The sequence below is a fragment of the Paenibacillus sp. FSL K6-2524 genome (assembly GCF_038005525.1).
Taxonomy (GTDB): Bacteria; Bacillota; Bacilli; order Paenibacillales; family Paenibacillaceae; genus Fontibacillus; species Fontibacillus anaericanus.
Genome location: NZ_JBBOSP010000001.1, coordinates 2,181,173 through 2,208,003 on the forward strand (window position 1 = coordinate 2,181,173; position 26,831 = coordinate 2,208,003).

22 protein-coding genes are annotated in these 26,831 nt (G+C 40.5%); 20 read left to right on the plus strand and 2 right to left on the minus strand.

Features of this window, described 5'->3' with window-relative positions; translation table 11 throughout:
* Positions 1–16: 16 nt before the first annotated feature.
* The 7 genes from NST85_RS09645 to NST85_RS09675 all read left to right on the plus strand — a co-directional run bounded on the left by NST85_RS09645 (position 17) and on the right by NST85_RS09675 (position 8,602).
* Positions 17–1,549: an extracellular solute-binding protein gene (locus NST85_RS09645; RefSeq protein ID WP_127192644.1), complete on the plus strand. Its 1,533-nt coding sequence runs from the start codon at positions 17–19 to the stop codon at positions 1,547–1,549.
* Between the two features lie 83 nt (positions 1,550–1,632).
* On the plus strand, positions 1,633–2,571 hold the full coding sequence (locus NST85_RS09650) for a pectinesterase family protein (protein ID WP_211350108.1): 939 nt from the start codon (positions 1,633–1,635) through the stop codon (positions 2,569–2,571).
* Positions 2,572–2,589: 18 nt separating this feature from the next.
* Entirely contained in the window at positions 2,590–3,702 is a 1,113-nt protein-coding gene (locus NST85_RS09655) for a glycoside hydrolase family 88/105 protein (protein ID WP_341189146.1), read from the plus strand.
* A gap of 23 nt (positions 3,703–3,725) precedes the next feature.
* The gene (locus NST85_RS09660; RefSeq protein ID WP_341189147.1) at positions 3,726–5,087 is read left to right on the plus strand and encodes a glycoside hydrolase family 28 protein; all 1,362 of its coding nucleotides are present in this window, start codon (positions 3,726–3,728) and stop codon (positions 5,085–5,087) included.
* A 12-nt stretch (positions 5,088–5,099) separates the two neighbouring features.
* Positions 5,100–5,993 carry a dienelactone hydrolase family protein gene (locus NST85_RS09665; protein ID WP_341189148.1) on the plus strand — a complete coding sequence of 298 codons (894 nt, stop codon included), beginning with the start codon at positions 5,100–5,102 and terminating at the stop codon, positions 5,991–5,993.
* Between the two features lie 75 nt (positions 5,994–6,068).
* Complete coding sequence (locus tag NST85_RS09670; RefSeq protein ID WP_341189149.1) at positions 6,069–7,034, plus strand: pectinesterase family protein; 966 nt, start codon at positions 6,069–6,071, stop codon at positions 7,032–7,034.
* Positions 7,034–8,602, plus strand: coding sequence for a glycoside hydrolase family 43 protein (locus tag NST85_RS09675; RefSeq protein ID WP_341189150.1), 1,569 nt, complete (start codon positions 7,034–7,036; stop codon positions 8,600–8,602). The genes NST85_RS09670 and NST85_RS09675 overlap by 1 nt, the downstream gene beginning before the upstream one ends.
* Positions 8,603–8,669: 67 nt before the next feature.
* Here NST85_RS09675 and NST85_RS09680 read toward each other — a convergent pair.
* Together NST85_RS09680 and NST85_RS09685 are read right to left on the minus strand one after the other, a co-directional pair.
* Positions 8,670–9,847, minus strand: a protein-coding gene (locus tag NST85_RS09680) for an IS3 family transposase (RefSeq protein ID WP_445671152.1) whose coding sequence is annotated in 2 segments (ribosomal slippage) — positions 8,670–9,559 and positions 9,559–9,847 — 1,179 coding nt in all. Because the reading frame shifts where the segments join, the coding sequence is not laid out codon by codon here.
* Positions 9,848–9,974: 127 nt separating this feature from the next.
* Positions 9,975–12,332, minus strand: coding sequence for an AraC family transcriptional regulator (locus NST85_RS09685; RefSeq protein ID WP_341189151.1), 2,358 nt, complete (start codon positions 12,330–12,332; stop codon positions 9,975–9,977).
* Between NST85_RS09685 and NST85_RS09690 the strand changes: the two genes are divergently transcribed.
* The 13 genes from NST85_RS09690 to NST85_RS09750 all read left to right on the plus strand — a co-directional run bounded on the left by NST85_RS09690 (position 12,271) and on the right by NST85_RS09750 (position 26,789).
* Complete coding sequence (locus NST85_RS09690) at positions 12,271–12,414, plus strand: hypothetical protein (protein ID WP_341191189.1); 144 nt, start codon at positions 12,271–12,273, stop codon at positions 12,412–12,414. The two genes, NST85_RS09685 and NST85_RS09690, sit on opposite strands and share 62 nt — an antisense overlap.
* A gap of 121 nt (positions 12,415–12,535) precedes the next feature.
* Positions 12,536–14,053: an extracellular solute-binding protein gene (locus tag NST85_RS09695; RefSeq protein WP_341189152.1), complete on the plus strand. Its 1,518-nt coding sequence runs from the start codon at positions 12,536–12,538 to the stop codon at positions 14,051–14,053.
* A 552-nt stretch (positions 14,054–14,605) separates the two neighbouring features.
* On the plus strand, positions 14,606–16,153 hold the full coding sequence (locus tag NST85_RS09700) for an extracellular solute-binding protein (protein ID WP_341189153.1): 1,548 nt from the start codon (positions 14,606–14,608) through the stop codon (positions 16,151–16,153).
* Between the two features lie 132 nt (positions 16,154–16,285).
* Complete coding sequence (locus NST85_RS09705; protein ID WP_341189154.1) at positions 16,286–17,254, plus strand: ABC transporter permease; 969 nt, start codon at positions 16,286–16,288, stop codon at positions 17,252–17,254.
* Between the two features lie 21 nt (positions 17,255–17,275).
* Positions 17,276–18,151: a carbohydrate ABC transporter permease gene (locus NST85_RS09710; protein WP_127192654.1), complete on the plus strand. Its 876-nt coding sequence runs from the start codon at positions 17,276–17,278 to the stop codon at positions 18,149–18,151.
* A gap of 46 nt (positions 18,152–18,197) precedes the next feature.
* Positions 18,198–19,295: a glycoside hydrolase family 88/105 protein gene (locus tag NST85_RS09715; RefSeq protein ID WP_341189155.1), complete on the plus strand. Its 1,098-nt coding sequence runs from the start codon at positions 18,198–18,200 to the stop codon at positions 19,293–19,295.
* Between the two features lie 107 nt (positions 19,296–19,402).
* Positions 19,403–20,518 carry a glycoside hydrolase family 88/105 protein gene (locus tag NST85_RS09720; RefSeq protein ID WP_341189156.1) on the plus strand — a complete coding sequence of 372 codons (1,116 nt, stop codon included), beginning with the start codon at positions 19,403–19,405 and terminating at the stop codon, positions 20,516–20,518.
* Between the two features lie 34 nt (positions 20,519–20,552).
* Entirely contained in the window at positions 20,553–21,914 is a 1,362-nt protein-coding gene (locus NST85_RS09725; protein ID WP_127192657.1) for a glycoside hydrolase family 28 protein, read from the plus strand.
* 181 nt (positions 21,915–22,095) lie between these two features.
* On the plus strand, positions 22,096–22,770 hold the full coding sequence (locus NST85_RS09730) for a response regulator transcription factor (RefSeq protein ID WP_127192658.1): 675 nt from the start codon (positions 22,096–22,098) through the stop codon (positions 22,768–22,770).
* A complete protein-coding gene (locus NST85_RS09735) occupies positions 22,758–23,963 on the plus strand; it encodes a HAMP domain-containing sensor histidine kinase (RefSeq protein ID WP_341189157.1) in 1,206 nt (401 codons plus the stop codon). The genes NST85_RS09730 and NST85_RS09735 overlap by 13 nt, the downstream gene beginning before the upstream one ends.
* Positions 23,964–24,014: 51 nt before the next feature.
* Positions 24,015–24,917, plus strand: coding sequence for an ABC transporter ATP-binding protein (locus tag NST85_RS09740; protein WP_341189158.1), 903 nt, complete (start codon positions 24,015–24,017; stop codon positions 24,915–24,917).
* Positions 24,914–26,203 (plus strand): hypothetical protein, encoded by a 1,290-nt coding sequence (locus tag NST85_RS09745; protein ID WP_341189159.1) that lies wholly within the window; start codon positions 24,914–24,916, stop codon positions 26,201–26,203. The genes NST85_RS09740 and NST85_RS09745 overlap by 4 nt, the downstream gene beginning before the upstream one ends.
* Entirely contained in the window at positions 26,145–26,789 is a 645-nt protein-coding gene (locus NST85_RS09750) for an ABC transporter permease (RefSeq protein WP_127192662.1), read from the plus strand. The genes NST85_RS09745 and NST85_RS09750 overlap by 59 nt, the downstream gene beginning before the upstream one ends.
* The last annotated feature ends 42 nt before the right edge of the window (positions 26,790–26,831 follow it).

The following is a 26,831-nucleotide window of genomic DNA, read 5'->3' on the forward strand; positions in this document are numbered from 1 at the left end:
AAAAGGGAGAATAAAAATGAAAAAGAGATTTGTCAGTATGGCTCTGGTACTTACTTTACTTAGTAGTCTACTAGTAGCGTGTGGTGCGAATGAGAGTAAGGGAAGCGAGGATAACAAGGGGAAAGAGGCGGGTAGTGCAAGTGAAAATTATGATCCGAATTCAAAACTTGATGTGACCTGGTTAAATATATTGCATACTGCTTCTCCACCAACGGATACGATGGTGAAAAAGATTGAGGAATATACAAATTCTAAAATTACTTTCAATTGGGTGCCAGATGCTTCCAAAGAGGAACGGATCACAACCGCCCTTGCTTCGGGTGACTTAGCGGATATCGTTACACTAACTATGTTGACAAATTCATCGGTTAGAAATTCGTTGAAATCAGGAATGTTCTGGGAAGTATCTGACTACTTAGATGATTATGAAAACTTGAAGTTAATTCCTCAAGCAGCAAGGGAAGCTGCTTCAATTGAGGGCAAGTTGTATGGTGTTCCTTTCCTTAATAACTTAGCACGTGGAGGTTTGATTTTCCGCCAAGATTGGCTTGAGAATTTAGGGATTGCAGAACCAACAACATTAGATGAGGTTTATGAAATTGCCAGAGCGTTTACAGAGGATGATCCTGATGGTAATGGCAAAGATGATACGATAGGTTTTGGAGATAGATCGGATTTAAGATATGGAAGTTTCAAAACACTAAGTTCTTATTTTGGTACACCTAATGGATGGGCAGTAGATGAGAATGGTAAGTTTACACCAGAATTTGATACGCAAGAATATATGGATACGCTGAATTATTCAAGAAAACTATATGAAAATGGTTATTTAGCTCAAGACTTTGCGGTAACAGCAAAATCAGACCAAGAGCAACAATTTGCACAAGGTAAAGCCGGCATTTTTACCGGTATAATTGGTATAACTGGTTTGAGAACCCTAGCTGAAGGATTGAATATGGATTTTAAATTATTACCTGTTAACAAGATTTCTAATGGAGATGGTGAGTATCACATCTGGTCCGAGGGAAGCGGAGTAAATGGTTTAATGGCATTCCCTAAAACCGTTGTTAAGACAGAAGCCCAATTAAAAAGAATACTTAAATTTGTGAATGATATTTGCGATGAAGAAGTATCCATGTATATGACTCGTGGTATTGAAGGCGTTCACTATGAATATGACGCTGAAGGTGTTACCCACATTATTAATAAAGATTTATATACTGCTGAAGTAACGCCTTTCTCAAGCAGTAGACCGATGCCGACTCTTTTTCCTTTGAAAAGTGAAAATCCAGAAAAAGAATTAACTACTAAATTGATCAATGAAAATGATGCATTTGCTGTTTTTGATCCAACTGTACCTTTAGATTCAGCTACAAATAATGAACAAGGTACTGAATTAGCAAAAATCATTACCGATGCTACTTTCAAATACATCATGGGTCAAAGTGATGAGGCTGAATTTAAGAAGGCTGTGGAAACTTGGAAGAAATCCGGTGGATCAGCTATTATCACTGAATATGAAGAAGCGTATAAGTTAACTAAAAAATAAAATTGAGTTTGATTCGATCCCACCTTCGGGTGGGGTCCTTTTTAATAGAGGGAAATAAATGAATACCATCAAAAGGTGATCTTATGAAAAGTGTTATAAGGGTAAGCCAACAGGGAAATGGTGATTTTGAAACGATTCAGTCAGCAATAAACAGTATTCCGCAGGACTCTTCACAGACAATCCTGATGACAATTGAATCGGGTGTATACAAAGAGAAACTTGAGATTAATAAACCTAATCTCTACCTACTCGGAGATGGACATGTACGAATTGTTTATGATGACTATGCGAAGAGAGAGAATGCAGTGGGTATGCCTATGGGAACTTTCGCTTCAAGTAGTACCTATATTTCATGTGCCAATATCAAAATTGAGAACATCACTTTTGAGAATACGGCAGGTGAAAGTGATCAGGTAGGCCAAGCAGTTGCGTTATACGTAGATGCTGACAAAGTCGCTTTTAAAAATTGTTCTTTTTTAGGTGCACAAGATACGTTGTATCTAGGAAGACCTAAAGAAGAACTGAATAATAAAAGCGGACGAAACTATTTTGAAAATTGCAGAATTGTTGGTGATATTGATTTTATCTTTGGTTCAGCAACAGCTTATTTTCAAGAGTGCCAAATCGTTAGTAAGGATCAAGGGAAAGAGATCAACGGATATATTACCGCTGCTGCAACTCCGGTAGATAAGGAAGTAGGGTTTGTCTTTCATCAGTGTAAATTGTTGAGTGATGCGGCTAAGAACAGCGTTTACTTGGGCAGACCATGGCGGGATTATGCTAGAACGGTATTTATAGATTGCTGGATGGACCAGCATATACATCAAGAAGGTTGGAACGATTGGGATAAAACATCTGTTGAAACAACGGTGTATTATGGAGAGTTCGGCTCAGCCGGACCGGGAGCAAACGTAAGCAAACGAACGGTTTGGTCTGCACAGTTAAACGAAGAGGATTTAAAAAAATTCTCCCTAAATGAGTGTTTTAGAGGAGATATATCATGGATTTATGAGTGGGAATAGTAACTGGAGGGGAACTAATTGACCTTACAATGGGCTATTAAAATAGCAGATTCCATTATGGAACGCACACCAAAACTACATGAGAACAAAGGTAGTCATGGTAAATGGTCTTATGAAAATGGGGTTGTGTTAAAGGGATTTGAATTGCTGTGGAAGCAGACGGGTGAGTATAAGTATTTTCAATTCATTGAGGAAAATATGGACTACTTTATTCATGAAGAAGGTAACATACGGGGATATCAACTTGACGAATATAATATCGATCATGTTAACAATGGAAAATTACTTTTCTCTCTATACAACGAAACCAAGCGGGAAAAATACAAAAAGGCGGCAACCCTTTTAAGAGAGCAATTAACAACACATCCTCGGACATCGGAAGGTGCCTTTTGGCATAAAAAGATTTATCCCTATCAAATATGGTTAGATGGTCTCTACATGGGAGCTCCTTTCTATTTAGAATACTTGCTGACGTTTGAAGATGGACAAGGTATAGATGATGTAACGAAGCAATTTGTGATTTGTGAGAAGCATACGAAAGACTCCCAAACAAGTCTACTGTATCACGCTTGGGATGAGAAACGAGTTCAACCATGGTGTGATTCCGAGACGGGATTATCTGCTAACTTTTGGGCACGTTCCATGGGTTGGTTTGTTATGGCATTAGTAGATGTGTTGGAAATAATCCCAACTGAGCATGCAGATTATCATGAACTGGTGCGTATGTTGAATGACGCCTTAACTGCCATGAAGAATTATCAGGATTCGGAAACGGGAGTCTGGTACCAGGTGGTGAATCTGGGAGGGAGTAAGGGGAATTACTTAGAGGCTTCTGCTTCGAGCATGATCGTATATGCTATTGCTAAAGGAATTCGTATAGGTGTGTTAGACATGAACTGGTCTGAGGTGTTGGATCGAGCATTTAATGGACTCATTACAGAATTTGTGCTTGAAACAAAGGAAGGCCAAGTTAATTTGAATAAAAACTGTCAAGTTGCTGGGTTAGGTGGACCTCAAGGACGTGATGGATCTTATGCGTATTATATTAGCGAACCTATTATTACAAATGACTTCAAAGGCTTGGGTGCATTCTTGCAGGCTTGTACTGAATACGAGGCATTAAGATCATAGAATAGACGGGGAGAGATTAAAAGATGCGACATTATAATATTATAGATTTCGGAGCAACAAGGGATAGTCAGGAATTAGCTACAGAGGCTATTGCCAGCGCGATTGAAGCGGCAAGTATAGCAGGTGGGGGGACGGTTTATGTTCCAGCGGGTACGTTTCTAACCGGGGCCATCTTTATGAAAAGCAACATAGAATTGCATTTAAGTCCTGGTGCTGTCCTATCATTTAGCACGAATCCTGAGGATTATCCCGTTGTGGAATCCAGATGGGAAGGAGTCAAACAACAGGTTCATGCTTCATGTATCTATGGTAATGACTTGGAGAATATCTCGATTACAGGAAGCGGTACATTGAACGGTAATGGGCAACCATGGTGGGAGAAGAGACTTAAGCGGCCAGAGGAATTGATCTATCCTAGACCAAAGTTAATTAGTTTTGATCGCTGCCATCGTGTAACTTTAAAGGATCTGACTTTAACCAATTCTCCTAGTTGGACCGTGAATCCAATTTGTTGTTCAAATATCACGGTTGACAATGTGTCCATTCTCAATCCAGCTGATTCACCAAATACAGATGGTATTAATCCTGAGTCATGCTCTAATGTTCGGATTAGTAACTGTAATATTGACGTTGGTGATGATTGCATTGCCATTAAATCAGGAACTGAAGACACGGAGGAACGAATTCCTTGTGAGAATATCACGATTACCAACTGTACCATGATTCATGGACATGGCGCGGTTGTGCTAGGAAGTGAAATGAGTGGTGATATCCGTAATGTAACGATCAGTAACTGTGTGTTTAAACAAACAGATCGAGGCATTCGTATGAAATCAAGACGAGGACGCGGGGGAACGATCGAAGACATACGCATCAGCAACATTGTAATGGATGATGTGATTTGTCCATTTATTCTTAACCTGTATTACTTCTGTGGACCACGTGGTAAAGAAAAATATGTGTGGGACAAAAATCCGTATCCTATTACAGATGAGACTCCGTGTTTTAGACGCATTCATTTTGCTGATATTACCGCAAGGAATGTTCACGCTGCAGCAGGATTCTTATATGGGCTTGCAGAACAATATGTTTCAGAAATCACATTTGCTAACATTGATATTTCGATGGCGGAAAATGCTATTCCGGGCCGTCCAGCTATGATGACAGGTATCGAAGATATGAACAATCGTGGTTTCTATTTGGGCAATGTAAGAGATGTTCAATTTAGACATGTGACGATTGAGAATCATGAAGGACCTGCCTTCTACATCGAAAATGGAGAAGATGTTGAAGTTATGGATTGTCGATCCAAAAATACTAACAAACCCGAACAACTAGTAGAGCAGGTTACAGTTACACCTTCTAATCATAATATTAGTGAATGAGGTGGGCTAGCAATGGTTCGTGATCAACTCAAGAAATTATTAGGTGATCTCCCTGATAATAATAGGCCTATCAAGGCTACAATGATGACTCAAGACGAATTTGATGGGTATCATCTAGAGTCAATCCTACTCGAGTTAAATGGAATCGAACAAGTACCTGCTTATGTAGCAAAACCCCTAACAGGAGAGGGGCCGTTCCCACTTGTCATCGTAAATCATTCTCATGGGGGAAATTATGCTCATGGGCGTAATGAATTTATTAAGAGCAGTCCCTACTTGCAGCAGCCATCATTCGCTAAAGTCCTAACAGATATGGGCTATGTCGCTTGTTGCATTGATATGTGGGGCTTTAATGAACGCGGTGGCAAAACAGAGAGTGAACTGGTGAAGGAAATGCTGTGGAATGGCCAAGTGATGTGGGGCATGATGCTCTACGACAATATGCGGCTATTAGATTACATGTGCAATCGTGAGGACATTGACGCTACCCGAATTGCCACACTGGGTATGTCAATGGGCGCAATGATGGCATGGTGGATGGCTGCACTAGATGAGCGGATTGGGGTCACTATCGATATTAGCGGACAAGTAGATGCGCATACATTATTGGCCAAAAGAGGACTGGATCATCATGGTTTCTATTCCTATGTTCCCGGTTTGTTAAAACATTTCACGACGCTAGAAATCCAAAAGCTGATTGTCCCTCGTCCACGAATGAGTTTAGTAGGTAGAAACGACCGGTTGTGTCCTATTGAAGGGGTCGAACATTTGGCTAACGGTCTATTTGAAGCTTACAAGGATGCAGGAAAACCAGAACATTGGCAGTCCATTATTACTAGTGGCGGTCATATGGAGACAACGGAAATGCGGATGGAGTGGCAACGGTTTTTAGCCCAGCATTTATAACAGCGGGCATTAATTTACCGAGGCAGGGGCATTTCATCAAGGTTTCTAATCTACTGAAGGAACGGGGACAAGACCATGCTTGTAGGAAAAGAATCCTTTTGTGATTTTCATACCATTCAAGATGCGATTGATTCACTAGAGCAGCAATCTTCAACAAAACATGAAACGCTTTATATTTTGTCGGGGGTCTATGAAGAAGAGGTGCGAATTTATCGTTCGCATCTTACCATCATAGGTATTGGTTATGTTGAGATTATCATGAATCGGTATGCCAAGGAATTAGGTGAGACAGGAGAAGAGATTGGAACTTTCGCGACTCCAACTATATTCTTGGGGGGGAGTCATCTTATCCTAGAGAATCTCGTCATTGTCAATTCGGCAGGACAAGGTAAAGACGTTGGACAGGCAGTAGCTGTATATGCCCATTGTGATGAAACGGTTTTTAGAAATTGCACTCTTAGAGGTCATCAAGATACGTTGTTTACAGGTCCACTACCACCCGCACCCAAAGAGAGATTAGTGTTTGGTGGGGTCCATTTAAGAGAACATCATCACCAATATCGCCAGCTGTATCAGAATTGTTATATTGAGGGCACTGTGGATTTTATATTTGGTGGAGCAACTGCCTACTTTGAAGGTTGTGAAATTCGTAGTTTGTACCCTGGAGCAGATACTATAGGGTATATTACTGCAGCTTCTACACCCAAAGGGCAGAAGCATGGTTACGTATTTAGGAATTGCTATCTGACAGCGGCTTCTAATGTTCCTGCGGTATTTCTGGGACGGCCTTGGCGAGAGTATGCTAAAACCGTATTCGTAGATTGCAAGATAGGTGGGCATATTCATCCGCTTGGCTGGGATAATTGGAGTGACGCTGCTAATGAACAAACCGTTTGTTATCAGGAACAAGGTGTACAGAATGCAGATGAATTACGGAAGCATCGCGTACCTTGGGCGGGGTGTTTTGAGAAAGAGGAAGTAACTCTGGGTAAGGAACATGTTTTTGCCGGAAGTGACTTTTGGAAGCGGGAAGGAAAGTAATGAGCGTGATACAAAATCCGATATTAAAGGGTTTCAATCCAGATCCCTGTATCTTAAGAGTTGAGGATACTTATTATATTGTAGTGTCTTCGTTTGAGTGGTTGCCCGGGGTACGAGTGTATCAATCCAAGGACTTGGCACATTGGGAACATTGCACCGATATTTTAACGAATCAAGTTGATTTAAGAGGAAATCCGAAAAACTGTAGCATTTGGGCACCGCAATTAAGTTATCACGATAACCTTTTTTATCTCTTATATACGGATGTGAAAAGTACCAAACGCCCATTTAAGGACGCTCATAATTTTCTCATCACGGCTCCTTCGATTGAAGGACCTTGGTCGGAACCAGTCTATCTTAATAGTAGTGGATTTGATCCTTCTTTATTTCATGACGATGATGGTCGCAAGTGGTTACTGAATGCACTGTGGGATTATCGTATTGTAGAGGGGAATAAATCTAGCGGCATTGTTATACAAGAATACGATAGTAAGCAACAACGGTTAGTAGGCCAACCAATTAAACTATTTGATTGTACACCATTAAAGAAAACAGAAGCACCTCATATCTATAAGCAGAACGGATACTATTATTTGATTACTGCAGAAGGTGGCACGGGTTCAGGACATGCGGTAACGGTGGCTCGTTCTGAACAATTATTAGGCCCTTATGAAGTGGATCCACAAAATCCTATGCTTACTTCGCGGGACAATCCAGAGTTGCCATTGCAATGTGCAGGACATGGCAGTCTCGTAGTAACACCCAACGGCGAATGGTATATGGCGCACCTATGTACTCGTCCTATTAATGGTAAATATGAAATTCTAGGACGAGAGACGGCTTTACAGCAAGTGTACTGGAATGAAGAAGGATGGTTACGATTAACAGCGGGTGGTAATACTCCACAATTAGAAGTGCCGGCACCTAAAGGGAGCTCGTTAGAAATTTGGAAGCAGAATGCTATATTTGAGGATACCTTCGATGGTCGGCGGATAGAGAAAACGTGGAATTCACTACGAATAATGGTAGATGAGAGTTGGTGTTCGCTTACAGAGCGCCCCGGCTATCTTCGGCTGATGGCTGGAGAGTCAATTCAAAGTCTTTTTCAACACCATGTTCTAGCGATTCGGCAAAGTGATATGCAATTTCGAGCTGAAACAGCACTAGAATATTATCCTAACAGCTATTTGCAAATGGCTGGCTTGTTGCTTTATCTAAATGATGAAAACTACCTATATGCATATGTCAGTCTCGAAGAGGGGCAAGGCAAGGTATTGCGGATAATGAGATGTGTAGCAGATACCTTCACAGTAGTTCCTGAAACGATTGCACTTCATGAGGCTTGTTCCATTCATTTAGCAGTAGAAGTGGAAAATACAAAAGCTCAATTCTACTATCACATGGGGAATGAATCGGGTTGGGAATCATTATTTGATGTGGAAGATATCAGCTTCCTATCGGGTGGATTCACAGGGAATTTTGTTGGGATCGCCGCCCATGACATGCAACGATATCAAGGTAGCTACGCTGATTTCACTCATTTCCGTTATCATGGAAAAGATGTTTGAGTCTCTTAAAGTCAAAGAAAAAACCTCCGAGTGGTCATACCCCTGTCAAGTAGACAGATGAAAAAAACTAAGCAGCCAGTGCGTGCCGATACTCAATCGGCGCGCGCTGTTTGAGTTTACGCTGAAACCTCTGGTAATTATAAAAGTAGATATACTCTTCGACGGCTTGATGGATCTCTGCTTCTGATTTACACTGGTGAAGGTACAACTTCTCAGTCTTGAGATGCGAAAAAAAGGATTCGATGCATGCGTTATCTAGGCAGGTTGCTTTGCGAGAGTGGCTGCCTTTAACGCCGAATGCCTCTAATCGTGTGTTGTATGCCTGAGACGTATATTGGAAGCCTTGATCCGAATGGAGTACGGCTTCTGAAACGTCTCTTTTTCGTGTCCACTGCGTAACCGTGTCCAGGACCAGATTTACATCGTTACGGTCCGAAATATGCCAAGCGACAATCTCATTATTGAAGAGATCCTGAATTGCAGACAAATAATAAAAACGCGTGCCATCTGAGATATACGTAATATCGGTGACGAGTTTCTGTTGAGGCGAGGTAGCATGAAACTGACGCTTGAGTCGGTTAGGATATATCACAGAAGGTGTGTAGTTAGATCGGTTTCGTTTCTTTCGGATTACCGATTGGATCGACAATTCTTTCATGAGTCGCCATACTTTTTTATGATTGACGAGATAGCCTGCTTCCCACAGAGCTGTCCGCATTCGGGGGTACCCGAAATAGGGATGCGCCAAGTGAATGGCTAACATATGCTCTTTCATTTCATGATCCCGTGCGCGTATTTCAACCCGTCGTGAACGTGTAGATCGCCACTTATAATAACTGGCCCTAGGTAGCCCAGCAATGGCTAATAGAAGAGTAACCCCGTGTAGGACACGCAGTTCCTCAATAGCTTGGTATTTGTCCTGTGTTCTCAAATTCTCTCCTTTATTAGATTTGGATACCGCTTTTTTAAATAGTCTACCTGCGCTTTTAAGTAATCCCGTTCTTCTTCAATGCTGGCAAACGATGTACGTGAACGCCCTTTTATGGGATTAGGTGAGCCCTTGCGAGAATCGAATACTTCTCCATCTCGGTATTTTTTAACCCATACTTTAAGTTGGGTGCAGTTCCTGATCCCTAACATTTCCGCTACTATCTTATAACTATTCGTCCCCTCCAGATACTCTCGTACAGCTACTATCTTGAAATCTTCCGTGTACGTTTGAAACACTTGACCTTTCTTAGCCATAAAAAATATCCCCTCCAAGTTTCACTCGTTCCTCATGATAACATAAGGTTTTTTTTGAGTGTCTACTTGAAGGGGATAATACCACGAGTGGAGGTTTTTTCTTGCCCGATAATATGCTGCGAATGCTCTACATCGATTCATCAAGCTTAGATTTTGATTTGGCACCTGAATTAGTGTCACGATATTGTCCTGGTGTCATCCCTTCCTGTTTGCGGAAGGATCTGATGAAGTTCTGTGAGTTGTTATATCTTAATTTGGCTGCAATATCCTTGATCGGCATATCGGTCTCTCCCAGCCATTTCTTAGCCATCTTGAATCGATACATCGTCAGGTATTCGCTGAAATAATAATGAGTCTCCTTACGAAAGACGCTGCTAATATAGTTGGCATTGTAATGAAGCCGCGAAGCGCATTCTTCTAATGTAAGATCCGTATCATAATCATGCTGTATCAAATCGATGATCTTCTCTGAGATGTTGTGGTACTGGGCATTTTGTCTGCTGTTAAAAATTTTGATCATAGGATGAATGACCATGCTCCAGAACCAATCCTCAATTTCCGCTACGGTGTGAAGGTCAAGCAATTCTTCAAAAATGGAGCCATTTGCATGATAAATTTGATTGAGGCTAATCCCTGATTCCTGCATCATAATGAGTAAATTATTAAGCAGACGGGTTAGTGGAATTTGATATTCCTGCGGTGAGAGCTCTACAGCAAAGATGGTTTTAAAAAGCCCATGAACCAGTTCCTTTGCTTTATCGGTTTCAGCCAATTTGATAGCATCCATTAGATCATTTTCTTTATGTGTAGGATAATTTAAATTCAGGTAGTGCTTACCCGAGTTAATATTCTCATACTGGATAATGACACCCTTACCAAGCTTAATACGGTGCTTTAATGCTTCAAGCCCTTCTCTGTAGGCAATAGATAGTTTGTCGATACAGTTGAATGGCAAGCTCAGGCCAATACTAACCTGCAGTTTTAAACAAGTATTTATTTCCTGCTGTAGCTTCTCTGTTAAAGAATAAAGTGTTTGGTGATAGGATTCGATATTACAATCTGGACTGCCAAATAATACGACTACCGCATGGTCCATAATTACAGGAGCAAGTCTTTGCTCTGAAGGGACCAACTCTTCGATGATATTGTGTACGGCAAATAATAATAAGTTGAGATCCTTCTTCTCATAGCTAGTATCTTCGGAGAAGTCGATGGATAAGGTAATGACAGCCATCGTCTTCCATTCCTCAACCTGAGTATGATAGTCGAATTGTTCCAGTTCTTCGAACAGTTTACGCTTCTTAATGTTACCGTGGAAGGCGTTGATTAGGAAAAATGTGCGAACCTGCTGGATATGCTGCCCCAGTTCTTTTTCAAGCTGGGATTTGGTTTGGAATAAATTATGTACTTGCTCCCCAATTACCTGAAACTCATTGGTATGTTTTAATCTGAGATCCGTCTTGCGCTGTCCTATTTGATTGAGTAGTCTTTCAATTGGTGTATACATCTGGCGGGAACCTATCCAAGCTAATATAATCGACAATAGCAACATAACAATACATAAATATATAGTAATAGTACCAATCTTATTAGATTCCTTCGTCAGACTTTCCATTGACGTAACGGATAGGTATACCCACCCATTTAACTGAGACCTCAAATAAGTAACTGAATATTTTTTATTGTTTATCAGAGTTTTAAACTGTCCGGATGTCTTCTCCGGATCTGAAATCAAAGAGAGTTCTTGAAATCCACTCTCATCAACAGGTTTGCCGATTAATGAGGAATCAGGGTGGAGTAGGATTCTGTTATCTTCGTTTAATATCATAATACTATCCAAAGGTTGCACGTCTGTGTTGATATCATCTTGAAGACTGCAGGCTGGAATATTTGCAAGAGCTAGTCCGTATTTTTGTAGCTTTGAGTTCGGAAGCTTCTTTATAAGACTAATACTATAATTACAGCCTGTAGGATTAATGCTTTCCTCACTATAGAACCATGAAGAGGGGGTTAGGATCCATGAAGTATTATCAGGAGTACTTAGTAGATTTGAAAGTTGCTCATGGTCCTTATATTGATCTAATCGATAGAGCCCGGAATTTTTGATCATCCAATTTTGCCGTTGGTTCAAAAGGATAACATCTTCTAATTTTGTATCAAAGGATTGCATGTTACGGATTTCACTTCTTAAATCATTGTATAAAATGAAATCGTTTTCATTTAATTGGTTGTCGAGTGCTTTTTTTAATACACTTGAGCTAACGACTTGGTTTAAAGTTTGATTGACAGTAGTGAGCTTATGCTCAACATTTGAACTGATTTGTAAAATGAGTTCCATTTTACTTTTGTTTACATTTTTCTGGATTTCTTTAGAGGATGTCAGATATGAAAATGAACCGATGAACAGCACAGGGAGCGTGCTAATGACAAAGGTAAAAATAGTTAGTTTGCTTAAAAAGCTTAATGGTCTCACTGGACTCAACACCTTTGCTTATGTAGAAGTAGTCACTGATCTAAGTGTATGTAATCTGGTCAATAATAACAATAATCATCTCGTGTCCCGATAATCATTTACCCTAATTATGAGTATGAACGGTAAATATTTCAAGTGATTTGGTGTATTGTGATATTTATAGGACGAATATAGCAGGCTAAGCAACATACATAACTTTTAGGGGGAAACAAAGAATGTCTAGAGAATCTGTTAGGAGAAGAGTAACCTATTATGGCTGTTTGTTTTTTATACTCGCTATTTCTTTGTTAAGCGCATGTGGTAATGATGAGTCTGCAGGGACAAAGTCTAGTGAGACTCTCCCGAGGATTTCTTTACTGGCACCTCTTCACTTTCCCCAGCAGCCTTCAAAGGAAATAATGGATGAAATTGAAAAATTGACAGAGGTACACCTCGATATAAGATGGGTTCCTGAGGGTGTCTATACGGATAAAATGAACACGGCACTGACAACGAATTCCCTAGATAAAGTTACCTTTGTGAAATTTTCGGACTATAATCTAGTGAAAAATGCGATTCGTTCTGAAGCCTTTTGGGAGATTGGACCTTACCTTCAGGAATTCTCTAATCTTAAAAACCTAGATAAAGCTATTCTTAACCAAGCCGCCATCGATGGTAAAATATATGGCTTATATACCGAACGCCCCTCGTCTAGACAGGGAATCATTATCCGAAAAGATTGGCTCGACAATCTTCAATTAAGTAATCCCCAAACAATAGATGAGCTATATGAGGTCATGAAGCAGTTTACTTATAATGATCCTGACCAGAATGGTAAACGGGATACGATTGGATTAGTTGACCGTAACGATCTTGTCTATGGTGTATTCAAGACGCTGAGTTCTTATTTTGGTACCCCAAATAATTGGAAGATAGAGGACAATCAAATTATTCCTGAATTCGCGACAGCGGAGTATATGAACACTATGAACTTTATGAAGAAATTGTATAATGAGAAAATTATTAATCAGGACTTTGCTCTTACTAGTAAAGAAGTTCAACGGGATGACTTTATCCGCGGGCAAGCTGGTGTATATATTGGAAGTATGACAGACGTGCAGAGATTGTCTGTTGAAGCTCAGGCTCTGAATCCAAAGGTAGAATTGACACTGATCAATCGGATCGAGGGGCCTGATGGATATAAGGTATGGTCTATCCCAAATTACAACGGATTGTATCTCTTCTCGAAAAAGGCCATTACGACAGAGGATGAGTTGAAACAGGTGCTTACCTTTTTTGATCGGATGATGGATAAAGACGTAGCAAATCTAATGATGTATGGGTTTGAGGGGCGACATTATGAACTTCAAGACGGGAAGGTCATTCTTCCAGAGGAAACCTCGCAGCTACGTGTAAATGAAGTGAATCCTCTATATTCTTTGATGATTGCTGATGTTAGTAATAAGAATATTATGGAGGTAGGCAAGAAGGAGCAACTGACCGCCCTTGCGGATCAGTTGATTAAAGACAATGAACTGTTTCTTGTTAATGATCCAACAGTTCACCTAAGCTCCCCAACCTATGATGAGAAGAATGTGGAATTGTCTACGATTATTGTAGATGCTACGTACAATTACATTCTCGGCAATTTAAATGTAGGTGAATTTCAACAAGAGATAGAGCGCTGGAAGCGTAATGGTGGGCTCCAGATTATCCAAGAGTATAATGAGGCAATCGCACGCGATATGAAATAAAATCTTTCTTTGGAACCACTGCGTAATTAGCGCAGTGGTTTTATTGGTCTCTAACACATAATTAGTGCATGACGATGGATGGTTCGCTATATGCATGGATGTTGCAAAGGACCTGCTACCGATTTCATTTACCGGGAAATACTCCAGCTAATTTGATGGGAGAACCCATAATTCCTCATCTAACTGGAATAACTCCAGTTAAATCAACGATTCACCGTCACTATACTTCTCAAGCGTCAAATTAGCTGGAGAAATTCCAGTTCGTTACCTACTGGCGGAAGCAAATATTATATTAGAAGGAGAAATTCCTGTTATATAACTCCAACCAATTTCAAGTTAATTCTTTATACATTGTGTATAAGCACCTGGCCACACGGCTAGGTGTTTTTTTATGACTATTGGAAAGTATATGCTGTTCAGTTATCACGATAATCATTTGCCCAGATGCCTTTAAGAATAGGCGTTTATGAGTAAATGATTATTTTCGTAATCGTGCAGTGAATGTACTGTGGAACTTGTAACCAATACAAGTCCAATGGAGGTCAAAACGGTATGAAGAAAAAATCTTTCTCCATCTTGTTAACTGCATTATTAACTTTCAGTGTAATGCTATCTGCTTGCTCAGGAGGTAACAACAGTAGTAAAGAAAAAAATGATCCAGCTCCTACTACTAACGGGGGGGACACTACAGCAGCGGTTGTAGAGCCAGAAGCACCGACAGAAATCAAGATCATGCTTCCATTAAATACGACAGACACGCCACCAGACACGATTAAAACTGAACTTGAGAAATTGACTAACACAAAACTTACCTACCAATTTTTCCCTGCAGATTCGTATGAAGAAAAATTAAATACATCATTTGCTACCGGATCGTTACCACAAGTGACCTACTTAAAGAATCAGGCGACATTCGTTCAGATGAAGGAGTCGATTAAGGACGGACAATTTTGGGAAATAGGACCGTACTTAAGCGAATTCCCGAATTTGAGCAAATTAAAACCAGAAATTCTGAATAACACCAAAGTTGATGGTAAGCTGTACTCGCTTTATATCGGTAGACCGCTTGCCCGTCAAGGGATCATCTATCGTAAAGACTGGGCAGACAAATTAGGCCTTAGTGCACCGGCTAATTTAGATGAACTGTACGAAATGGCAAAGGCTTTCACGGAACAAGATCCTGACGGTAATGGTCAGAAAGATACAATAGGCGTGGTTGACCGGAATGAACTTTACTATGGTGCTTTCAAAACGATCTCAGCATGGTTCGGTACACCGAATACATGGGGTGAAAAAGACGGTCAATTGGCGCCAGAGTTTGCATTCTCGCAGTATGTTGACACGATGGATTTCTTCAAAAAATTACGTGATGGCGGTTACATGAACCAGGATTTCGCGGCAACCAGTAAAACGGATGCTGTAAATATGTTCACGAGTGGAAAAGCAGGTCTCTATATCGGTGGATCTATGCAGGATATTGATACATTGAATAAGGATTTAATTAAGAATTATCCTGATGCAGTTCTGGACACACATAGTATGGTTGCGGGTTCTGATGGAAAGTTCGCTCAATGGATGATTCCGGGTTATAACAATGTCGTTTTATTCCCGAAATCTGCAGTGAAGGATGAGGCAGAGCTCAAAAAGATCCTTGGTTTCTTTGACAAAATGATGACTCCTGAAGTAGCCAACTTGATGTTCTGGGGAATCGAAGGTACACACTATACGGTTGTAGACGGAAAAGCGAAACCAGGAGATGACAAGGAACTAATCGAACGTGAAGTAAAAGGTTATAAGGACAGTGTTATCGGAGAAGCTGAAACGAATGGAATGTACCAACCTTATAACATACTACCAGGTAGAATTCATGCCGAGGAATTGGTTTTGGAAAATGTTAAGGTAGGTGTTGAAGATCCAACGGCTGCTCTGGATTCGGCAACCTATGTGGAAAAGGGTGTTGAGCTCCAACAGATTATTACGGATGCAACTTACAAATATATCTATGGACAGATCGACAAGGCTGGTTTCGACAAAGAGGTTGAAAGTTGGATGAGTCGGGGCGGCGCCCAAATTATAGAGGAATACAATGCTGCGAAGTGATCGTGATTTTAGCTTGAAGTAACACTGATGGCTAAAAGTGAAAAGGCTATTGATAGATTTCAATAGCCTTTTCCTTTAATTACGACATAGGTAGCAACATATTCGAATTTTGAAGGAGAGAGGGAGAGTATCATGCAGGAAGTCACCGCTCAGCCCAGTTCAGCTCCAAAACTGAAGCTCAAGAAATACAAAAGTAACAGCGAGCTCAAAAAGCGTGTGTGGAGAAACAAATGGCTGTATGTCATGTTAACACCGGGCGTACTTTATTTCATCATATTTAAATATTTCCCCATGTATGGATTGATTATCTCGTTTCAAGAGTACAAACCTTACCAAGGAATACTAGGTAGTGATTGGGTAGGGTTGAAGCATTTCCAAAGACTGTTCACAGAGCCTGATTTTTTAAATATTTTAGGGAATACGCTTATTCTATTCGGACTGAATATTCTTATATATTTCCCGATCCCTATTATACTTGCGCTGATGTTAAATGAACTCAGAGGTACATTCTTCAAAAGATTTTTTCAAACCCTAGTTTATATACCACATTTTTTGTCATGGGTTATTATTGTCTCGATTTCCTTTGTTATGGTCACGATGGACGGAGGAATTATTAACGAGTTGCTCTCCTATTTTGGATTTCAAAAAGTAAATTTCTTACTAAGTCCTGGTTGGTTCAGGCCTATGTATATCATTCAGGTCATCTGGAGAGAAGCGGGCTGGGGGACAATTATTTATTTGGCATCCATTGCGGCCATTGATCCTGGACTTTATGAAGCTGCACGTATGGATGGAGCCGGACGAATGAGACAAATTTGGCATATAACGCTTCCGGCAATTCGAGGTGTCATTATTACCTTGTTTATTTTGAAAATCGGTTCCGTTCTGGATCTTGGATTTGAACATGTATATCTGTTGCTCAACTCCATGAATCGAGAAGTTGCGGAAATTATTGATACGTATGTATATACCGCGGGAATGAGGCAAGGCAAATTCAGTTATAGTACGGCTATCGGATTCTTCAAATCCATTATTGGCTTGATTATGGTTATGTCCGTAAATAAGCTATCCAAAAAAATGGGTGAAGACGGTGTTTATTAGTATTTTGAAGGAGGAATCAAAATGGTAGAAGACAGATCTATAGGCGGTAGACTTTTTGCTGCATTTAACTTTACGTTGTTAGCCATCATCGCTTTGATTACTGTACTTCCCTTTATCCATGTCGTAGCTGGCTCATTCACAACGAGTGCGGAATTAGCGGCTAATAAATTTGTGCTGATTCCAAAGGTATGGAGTCTAGATGCATACAAGTTTATCTTCTCAACAAATACGATATTTAAGGCAATGGGTGTTTCCATCGGTGTTACGCTAATAGGTACAATGGTAAGCATGCTATTAACTGCGCTTATGGCATACGGTCTTGCGAGAAGGGATTTGGATGGGCGTAATGTTGTGAACTTCTTGGTTGTATTCACCATGTTGTTTCATGGTGGAATGATTCCTACATTTCTAGTAGTGAAGGAATTAGGGCTGATCGATTCTTATTGGGCTCTCATTCTTCCATCTGCGATAAGTGCATTTAATATGATCATTCTCAAGAACTTTTTTCAAAATATACCTGAAGGTCTTGAGGAATCAGCTAAAATTGATGGTTGTACTGATTTTGGAATATTGTTCAAGATTGTATTACCGCTATCCATGCCGGCGATTGCAACGATTTCCTTATTCTATGCGGTTACATATTGGAATAACTACATGAATGCCATTCTGTATCTGGATGATAGTGCTAAATGGCCGATTCAGGTTCTACTGAGACAAATTGTAGTCCTTGCTAGTGGTATGGATCACAGCGCTACACTGGATGCCACGAATCCACCGCCGGACCAAACGATTAAAATGGCTGTTATTGTTGTCGCAACTATACCAATTCTATCGGTGTATCCGTTTATGCAGAAACACTTTGCTAAGGGTGCAATGTTAGGATCTATGAAAGGCTAGACAAGAGGTAGAAGAGAGAAAATTTCATTTTGGAAGGAGCTTTGAAATGACTGTGAGTCGGCCGCAGACACCTATGGAATGGGCTAGGAAGGCCTGTGATTCGTTAATGGACAATTACGCAGCAGGTGAGCTTCCTCCTGCACACCGTTGGCACTATCATCAAGGGGTATTTCTCTGTGGAATGGAATCCCTGTGGGAATCGGTTCATGAAGATCGCTACATTGATTATATTCAACAATATGTAGACGATCTGGTAGATGATAACGGTAACTTATACTTTGCCCGAGATGAACTGGATGCTGTGCAGGCAGGCCTTTTACTCTTTAAACTTCATGAACGGACAGGCAAGCTTAAGTACAAAATTGCTGCAGATAAGTTACGAAACTTGTTACTTACGTTAAATAAAACCTCTGAGGGTGGGTACTGGCACAAGGATAAGTATCCGCATCAAATGTGGTTAGATGGGCTCTATATGGCAGGAGTATTCTCTTTGAAGTATGCCAATGTCTATGGAGATGAAGGCTTACGTGAAACCGTACTACATCAGGAGAAGTTAATGCGTAAGTATATGAAGGATGATGCAACTGGCTTATTGTATCATGCTTGGGATGAAAGTCGGCGTATGCCTTGGGCCAATCCGCAAAGTGGATGTTCTCCAGAATTCTGGAGCAGATCGCTTGGCTGGTATGGTCTCGCATTATCGCAATTTCTAGATCTGTTGCCTGCTCATGATCCTGGGCGAGTGGAGATTGCTTCTAATTTGCGTGATTTTGTATCCGCACTTATTCGTTATCAGGATAAGGAGAGTGGACTCTGGTATCAGGTAGTCGATAAAGGAGATCAACGAGATAATTGGCTGGAGACTTCGGGATCATGTTTATTCGTTTATACGATTGCCAAAGCAGTGAAGCAAGGAATCACCGGGGAAGATGCTTTGGTTGCTGCTAAAAAAGGATACGAGGGCTTAATCAACGTGCTTCAATGGGATGAACAGGGGAGGCTGATTTTACCGGATATCTGTATCGGTACTTCAGCAGGAGATTATGAGAGTTATGTAACACGACCAAAGGTAAGTAATGACTTACATGGAGTTGGGGCGTTGGTTATGGCATGTGTTGAAATGCAAACTTTACTCAATCTTTAATAGTTAGAAGTCTTATATTTTCACTAGAAAAGGACTTGATTCTCTGGGATTGAAGGTAATCAGGGGATTGGGTCCTTTTATAATTATATTTATTTTGGAGGTAGGGGATGAAAACGTCACGGTGGAGTATTAAAACAGCAAATTCTATCATGGAACGATGTCCAAAATTGTATGAAGACAAGGATCAGCAAGGTAAATGGGCATATGACAATGGTGTGGTGTTAAAAGGATTTGAATACCTTTGGAAGCAGACCGGGGAGCGCAAGTATTTTCAATTTATCCAAGATAATATGGACTACTTTATTCAAGAGGATGGCAGTATTCGAGGATATCAACTTGATGAATACAATATTGATCACATTAACAACGGGAAGTTATTATTTTGCCTATACAAGGAAACCAAGCAGGAGAAATACAAAAAGGCAGCAGATTTATTAAGAGAGCAGTTAAAGTCACATCCACGAACCTCGGAAGGTGCTTTTTGGCATAAAAAAATATATCCTTATCAAATTTGGTTGGATGGTCTCTATATGGGAGCACCCTTCTATTTGGAATACTTGCTGACATTTGAAGAAGGACAGGGCATTGATGATGTGACGAAACAATTTATTCTGTGTGATAAACATACGAGAGATAGCGAAACGGGACTGCTGTATCATGCATGGGATGAGCAACATCTACAACCTTGGTGTGATTCAGAGACCGGATTATCCTCTAACTTTTGGGGACGTTCTCTAGGATGGTATGTCATGGCATTAGTGGACGTACTGGAATTATTACCAACTGAGCATGCAGATTACGATGAATTGGTGCGTATTTTGAATGAGACTTTATCTGCTCTGAAGAAATACCAGGATAGAGAAACTGGAGTCTGGTACCAAGTGGTGAATCTGGGTGGGAGAAAAGGGAATTACCTAGAGGCTTCCGCTTCTAGCATGATCGTATATACCATGGCTAAGGGGATTCGGTTGGGCGTATTAAATGATACCTGGTATGAATCATTAGACTCAGCATATCTAGGACTTATCATAGAGTTTGTACTTGAAACCAAAGAAGGATGGGTCAATTTAAATAAAAATTGCCAAGTAGCTGGTTTAGGCGGAGCGGATGGGCGAGATGGTACTTATGCCTATTATATTAGCGAACCTATAGTTACGAATGACCAAAAAGGCATCGGAGCTTTCTTGCAGGCCTGCGCTGAGTACGAACAATTAAGAGGTTAGATCAGGCAATAGAATAGGGGAGGAGAATAATATCATGCAAGTGTATAACATTGTGGATTTTGGGGCCTTCAAGGATAGTGAAGCGTTAGCGACAGATGCAATTTCGCGTGCCATCGAAGCGGCAAGTGAAGTAGGGGGAGGAACGGTGTATGTTCCATCCGGTACATACCTGACGGGTGCGATCTCTTTGAAAAGTAACATTGAATTGAATTTAAGCCCGGGTGCAATCCTTTCTTTTAGTACGAATCCAGCGGATTATCCTGTGGTGGAATGTAGATGGGAAGGCGTAAATCGACTGGTTTATGCTCCTTGTATCTATGGAAAGGATTTAGTCAATATCTCGATCACAGGTAGTGGAACTTTAAATGGGAATGGAGGACCTTGGTGGGATAAATTTCGGAATCATCCCGAGGAGTTACAATACCCTAGACCAACTTTAATCGGCCTTGAGGGCTGTCAGCGGGTAACGCTGAAAGATGTGACACTTGTGAACTCTCCCAGCTGGACCGTCAATCCTATCGCTTGCTACAATGTCACGATCGATAACTTATCTATTCTTAATCCAGCCGATTCGCCGAATACAGACGGCATTAATCCTGAATCATGCTCTAATGTTCATATTAGTAACTGTAATATTGATGTAGGTGATGATTGTATTGCGATAAAAGCGGGAACCGAAGACACCAAAGAGCGGATTCCTTGTGAGAATATCACGATCACCAACTGTACGATGGTTCATGGACATGGGGGCGTTGTACTTGGAAGTGAAATGAGCGGCGATATTCGTAATGTAACCATTAGCAATTGTGTCTTTAAACAAACTGATCGTGGGATTCGGATGAAATCAAGACGGGGACGTGGGGGGACGATAGAAGATATTCGGATTAGTAATATTGTGATGGAAGACGTGATATGTCCGTTCACTTTAAATCTGTATTATTTCTGCGGACCTCGTGGTAAAGAAAAATATGTGTGGGATAAAAACCCCTATCCGATTACGGATGAAACTCCATGTTTTAGACGTATCCATTTTGCCAATATTACCGCACGTAATGTCCATGCTGCTGCGGGTTTCTTATATGGGCTTGCGGAGCAATATGTTTCGGAGATTACATTTACCAATATCGATATATCGATGGCGAAAAATGCAGTTCCAGGTCATCCAGATATGTTAACGGGCATCGAAAAAATGCACAATCGTGGCTTTTATCTGGGCAATGTAAGGGATATTCAATTTAGTCATGTGACGATTGAGAACCATGAAGGACCTGCCTTCTACATTGAAAATGGTGAAGAGGTTGAAATCATGAATTGCCGTTCGAAAAATACTATTAAACCCGAAAAACTAGTGGAGCAGGTGACGATGACACCTTCAAATAATAGTCTAAGTGAATGAGGTGGTTCATCAAATAACATGTGAACAACTCAAATGTAATTGCAGAAAGACCGGATAACGTTCATAATGGCATGGAATAAATTTCATGGTGCAGGTTAAACTATATAAACTAGTAGATGCACTAAAAGTTGATAGAAAGTTGATAATTAAGCTTTACTCTCTTTGGTAGAGGTGTGAAAAATTGCAGACTAAAATACTAATTGTTGACGATGAAATCGATATTGTTAACTTACTTCGAGATTATTTTGAGATTATCGGTTATTTCGTTCTAACCGCAAAGAATGGAACAGAAGCACTAGACCAAGCAGGGAAAGAGCCTGATATTATTCTGCTCGATATCAACATGCCCGCTATGGACGGACTTGAGGTCTGCAAAATTATCAGAAATCATGTTTCATGTCCAATTCTTTTCTTGACTGCAAAGATTGAGGACGCTGATAAGATCAATGGATTTCGTGTGGGCGGAGATGACTATATCGTTAAGCCGTTTTCAATTGACGAGCTTGGTGCAAGAGTCGCCGCCCATTTACGTCGTGAGACGAGAAATCAAACTAAATCCAAAGTAAACTTTGCCGGTGATTTAGTCATTGATTACGGGGAGCGTACGGTATCTTATAAACATGAGCCGTTATCTTTTGCCAAAAAAGAATTTGATATTATTGAATTTCTGTCAATGAACAGTGGACAGGTGTTTGATAAGGAACGGATCTACGAGTGCATATGGAGTTTTGACGGCAAGGGTGATAGCTCTGTCGTCGCCGAACATATCCGTAGAATTCGTGCTAAGCTCTCTATGGTGGGCGGTATGAGTTATATTGAGACGGTTTGGGGAGTGGGATATAAATGGATAGGATAAAGCGTATTTGGTTTAACCTGTCGATTCAAAAGACACTCATTGTCTATACCGTTGGGTTTATGTTGCTGGCTACCGTGTTAAGTAGTCTTTCGTTTAATGGACTTGATGAATGGAAGAACGCTATCAATAAGAAATATGTAACATTTGAATATAGCGACTTTACAGATGCTGCTGGAAGATCGGTAAGACTTTCATTGGGGACAGAAAATAGTGAAGTAACGATTTCTCAAAAAGATGAAGTGTTACTGAAATTTATTGATCTCTCTTCAACATTGACGATTCCTGTTTTTTTTGGTGGCTGCATTATTCTTGCCGCCTTTTTATTTTATCGAAATAAGCTGAAGAAGCCGATTGAACTTATTAATCAATCCGCAGCTAAAATTGCTGAGCATAATTTAGATTTTTCGCTACGTTATGAGTCGAAGGATGAAATGGGGCGACTGTGTGCCTCACTTGAAACGATGCGTAGTTCGCTTGAGAACAATTACCGTGAAATGTGGCGCATGATGGAGGAACGGAAACGTTTGAATGCTGTGTTTGCTCATGATTTGAGAACACCTCTGACCGTTCTAAGGGGTTATTCGGACTTTCTCAGCAACTATATTCCACATCACAAGGTAAGTGAGGAGAAATTACTGTCAACTGTATTCGCCATATCGAAACATACAGAACGAATTGAAAATTATGTTGCGACAATGAATGATGTGCAGAAATTAGAAGACATTTCGATATCTGCTAGAGAGACAAACGCCCGCGAGCTAGTCGAACAGATTACTTCTACTGCGCAGATGTTGGGGAACCAATTCGCCATTAATATAAACGTTGTTAATCATATTAAAGATGAATTCATTAATGTGGATTCTAAAATTGTTCTACGAGTTATAGATAATCTGCTGTCAAACGCCCTTAGATTTGCCAAAGGGTATATAGAGATTACTTTACAAGTTATGGGGAAAGAGCTGATTATTGAGGTGTCTGATGATGGATGTGGTTTTTCACATGAGGATCTTAAGCAAGGAACAAAGGCATTTTACAGGACTCATAGTGAGGAAAGTGTTCATTTTGGTTTGGGACTATATATATGCAAGACGCTTTGTGAGAAGCATGGTGGCGAATTTCTGTTATCCAACAATGAAATTGGGGGAGCCAAGGGGACGGCGAAATTCGATCTGCAAAAGTTGATAAATAATTGAAAAGTGACCACTATACTTTCCTTGAGAGCAAACAAGGAGGGTATTTTTTTTATGGACAACATGCAAATCGAGATTTCAAATCTAAACAAGTTTTATGGAAAGAAACACGCCTTACAAAATATTAATCTATCGATTGGTCAAGGTATGTTTGGACTTCTTGGTAGAAATGGTGCAGGGAAAACGACGCTGATGAAAACTCTCGCTACTTTACTGAACAAAAAAAGCGGTGATATTACGGTTTGTGGAATTCCGATTCAGAATGCGAAGGAAATCTGTCGTATTACGGGCTATCTACCGCAGGAGTTCTCCATGTATCCTAGTATGAAAGTGTATGAGGCTATGGATTACCTTGGGGTTCTGTCAGGACTTGACCGCAAAACACGGAAAGGTAGAATACCGGGGCTTCTTGAAAAGGTGAATTTAGGTGATCATCATCGAACCAAGGTAAAGGCTCTATCGGGCGGGATGAAAAGAAGACTGGGTATCGCTCAAGCTATATTACATGATCCAAAGGTGCTGATCGTAGATGAACCGACAGCAGGTCTGGATCCTGAGGAACGGATTCGTTTTCGCAATCTACTATGTGAACTTGCCGAGGAACGAATCGTAATTCTTTCCACGCATATTGTTGGTGACATTGAAGCGACCTGCGAAGATATTGCGATTATGGATAACGGAAAATTGTTATACAAAGGTACGGTCAAAGAACTCACTAGAACGGCTACGAATAAGGTCTATACCGCAGAAATAGCGAGAATAGAACTAAATGCATTAAAAGAAAAGTATATCGTGACAGGTATGTTAACCATGGGGGAACGGGTTAATGTCCGATTGCTCGCAAATGAACAACCAACCACAAACGCAATCCTTTGTGAGCCTAACATCGAGGACGCTTATATGCTACGTATGCATGAAAGTGGCGTTGCAGCACACCAGCTAGGGGGGAATCTATGATGTTCTTGAAAGAATTCAAGAAAACAATCATGAGTCTCACTTATCTAATCTTTGTCGGTATTTTACTGTTAATGTATGTTACACAATATGAGACTAGTGTTGCAAAAATAGAAGCGCCACAGAAGGGATTACAAAGCTATGGCGTGAAGTATGAAGAGAATAAGGAGATCATCATTCCGAATGCTGTTGAATCTTTGTATGGCGAATTCTCGGCTAATTCATATATCGCGTATCCCATAGGATTTTATAAAAATGTGAAGTTAGGAGACAAGAAACAAGGTGAAATGGTCGCCATTTTGTCCGAAATGACGGGGATCTCCAAGGACGATTTGATGGCGGACGCAGGTACAGATGGAGCAGGGATTACATTTGGTGAAGGTGATATGGTAACAAATGAAAGCGGTGAAATAACAGTTACTGTTCCGGGGGAAGGGGAAGAGGTTCTACCTTCGAGAATTTCCATTGATCAAAAGCTGACTTACGAACGTTTCCGAGAACTAATGAAGGATGCAGATAAGCTCATTGGCGGGGGTTCTAAGTATAGCAACCTTACGGATTTTGGTAGTGTTCCTATGACTTATGAAGATGCACTAGTAGAATACAAGGCTATCGTAGAAAAGGATAAAATAACAGGGGCCTTAGCGCGGGTATTCTGTGATTATTTAGGTATTGTTCTTTCTATATTTCCGGTTTTTGTAGCGGTCGCGTTAGGGTTGAAAGATCGCCGAGCTAAAATACAGGAACTTCTGTACACGAGAAGAATATCTTCCTTCCGATTCATGTTTACTCGTTATTTTGCCATGGTGGCGGCCTTGTTCTTGCCGGTTCTGCTGATGGCACTCTATGTGACTGTTCAAACTGCAAATCAGTATAGAGGTGTTGATATAGATCTCTTTGCTTTTATCAAATACTCCTGTGGATCTCTGCTACCTTCCATTATGGTATCGGCAGCAGTGGGTGTCTGCTTGACGGTATTAACAGATACTCCGATTGCAATAGCAGCACAAGGGATTTGGTGGTTTATTGGGATCAATATGGGGTTACAGCACATAGACGGCGGTTACGGAAGTGATCTTGTCATACGGCATAATAAGGTCGGAAATACAGATGTCTACTTGGACAACTTCAACACGCTTGTGATCAATCGAATTAGTTATACACTTCTGGCTATTGCCCTTGTTGTCTTATCCGTGTGGATCTATGAACTGAAAAGAAGGGGGAAGCTCGATGTTCTCGGTAGTATTAAGAAAATATTCATTCATCGCAAAGTCGAATCTAAAGCATAATTTTCTAATTCACATATTAACTGCCTTGTTACTTCTTTGTCTCACGCCCTTACTCTTCGGAATAGGCAATCTGGACGCTGCAGCATCTGCGGTTCCGCTTGAGATGATTGTTGTATTGTTAGGAATCGTTCTGCTGACTCCTATCTTTATGCCAGAACAGCAAAAGGATATACGCGAGCTTATTGAAACGAAATGTACCTCGCAAAGTGGAATTTATCTCATTCGAATGATCACTTCTGTTACTACTATATTTATAATGATTCTGTGTTTTGCTCTTTTTATGAGCTTAAATGGTAGCAACTTTCCTGTATTAAAGTATACTATAGGCACTTTTTTCGGTGCCTTTTTCTTAGGTGCTGTTGGGGTGTTTTTCAGTGGAATCAGTGATAATATTGCGGTCGGTTACATGGTGTCGCTCTTTTATTACGTCTTTAACATGGCAGCAGGGAGTAAGTATCTTGGAAAGCTATTTCTATTTTCTATGTCAAAGGGTAGTTTTGAGGAAAAGTATTGGCTTATGGGTACTGCGATATTACTGGTTGTTGTCACTTTGTTAATTCAAACTGTGATTAGAAGAGTGAGATAAGGAAGAAAAACCATTAAAGAGAAGGTATTTTATACAAATTCG

Excerpts from the sequence above, each read along its gene's own strand:
- NST85_RS09645 (WP_127192644.1), top strand. The coding sequence starts at position 17 with ATGAAAAAGAGATTTGTCAGTATGGCTCTGGTACTTACTTTACTTAGT.
- NST85_RS09650 (WP_211350108.1), top strand. The coding sequence starts at position 1,633 with ATGAAAAGTGTTATAAGGGTAAGCCAACAGGGAAATGGTGATTTTGAA.
- NST85_RS09660 (WP_341189147.1), top strand. The coding sequence starts at position 3,726 with ATGCGACATTATAATATTATAGATTTCGGAGCAACAAGGGATAGTCAG.
- NST85_RS09665 (WP_341189148.1), top strand. The coding sequence starts at position 5,100 with ATGGTTCGTGATCAACTCAAGAAATTATTAGGTGATCTCCCTGATAAT.
- NST85_RS09670 (WP_341189149.1), top strand. The coding sequence starts at position 6,069 with ATGCTTGTAGGAAAAGAATCCTTTTGTGATTTTCATACCATTCAAGAT.
- NST85_RS09675 (WP_341189150.1), top strand. The coding sequence starts at position 7,034 with ATGAGCGTGATACAAAATCCGATATTAAAGGGTTTCAATCCAGATCCC.
- NST85_RS09690 (WP_341191189.1), top strand. The coding sequence starts at position 12,271 with ATGACAAAGGTAAAAATAGTTAGTTTGCTTAAAAAGCTTAATGGTCTC.
- NST85_RS09695 (WP_341189152.1), top strand. The coding sequence starts at position 12,536 with ATGTCTAGAGAATCTGTTAGGAGAAGAGTAACCTATTATGGCTGTTTG.
- NST85_RS09700 (WP_341189153.1), top strand. The coding sequence starts at position 14,606 with ATGAAGAAAAAATCTTTCTCCATCTTGTTAACTGCATTATTAACTTTC.
- NST85_RS09705 (WP_341189154.1), top strand. The coding sequence starts at position 16,286 with ATGCAGGAAGTCACCGCTCAGCCCAGTTCAGCTCCAAAACTGAAGCTC.
- NST85_RS09710 (WP_127192654.1), top strand. The coding sequence starts at position 17,276 with ATGGTAGAAGACAGATCTATAGGCGGTAGACTTTTTGCTGCATTTAAC.
- NST85_RS09715 (WP_341189155.1), top strand. The coding sequence starts at position 18,198 with ATGACTGTGAGTCGGCCGCAGACACCTATGGAATGGGCTAGGAAGGCC.
- NST85_RS09720 (WP_341189156.1), top strand. The coding sequence starts at position 19,403 with ATGAAAACGTCACGGTGGAGTATTAAAACAGCAAATTCTATCATGGAA.
- NST85_RS09725 (WP_127192657.1), top strand. The coding sequence starts at position 20,553 with ATGCAAGTGTATAACATTGTGGATTTTGGGGCCTTCAAGGATAGTGAA.
- NST85_RS09735 (WP_341189157.1), top strand. The coding sequence starts at position 22,758 with ATGGATAGGATAAAGCGTATTTGGTTTAACCTGTCGATTCAAAAGACA.
- NST85_RS09740 (WP_341189158.1), top strand. The coding sequence starts at position 24,015 with ATGGACAACATGCAAATCGAGATTTCAAATCTAAACAAGTTTTATGGA.
- NST85_RS09745 (WP_341189159.1), top strand. The coding sequence starts at position 24,914 with ATGATGTTCTTGAAAGAATTCAAGAAAACAATCATGAGTCTCACTTAT.
- NST85_RS09750 (WP_127192662.1), top strand. The coding sequence starts at position 26,145 with ATGTTCTCGGTAGTATTAAGAAAATATTCATTCATCGCAAAGTCGAAT.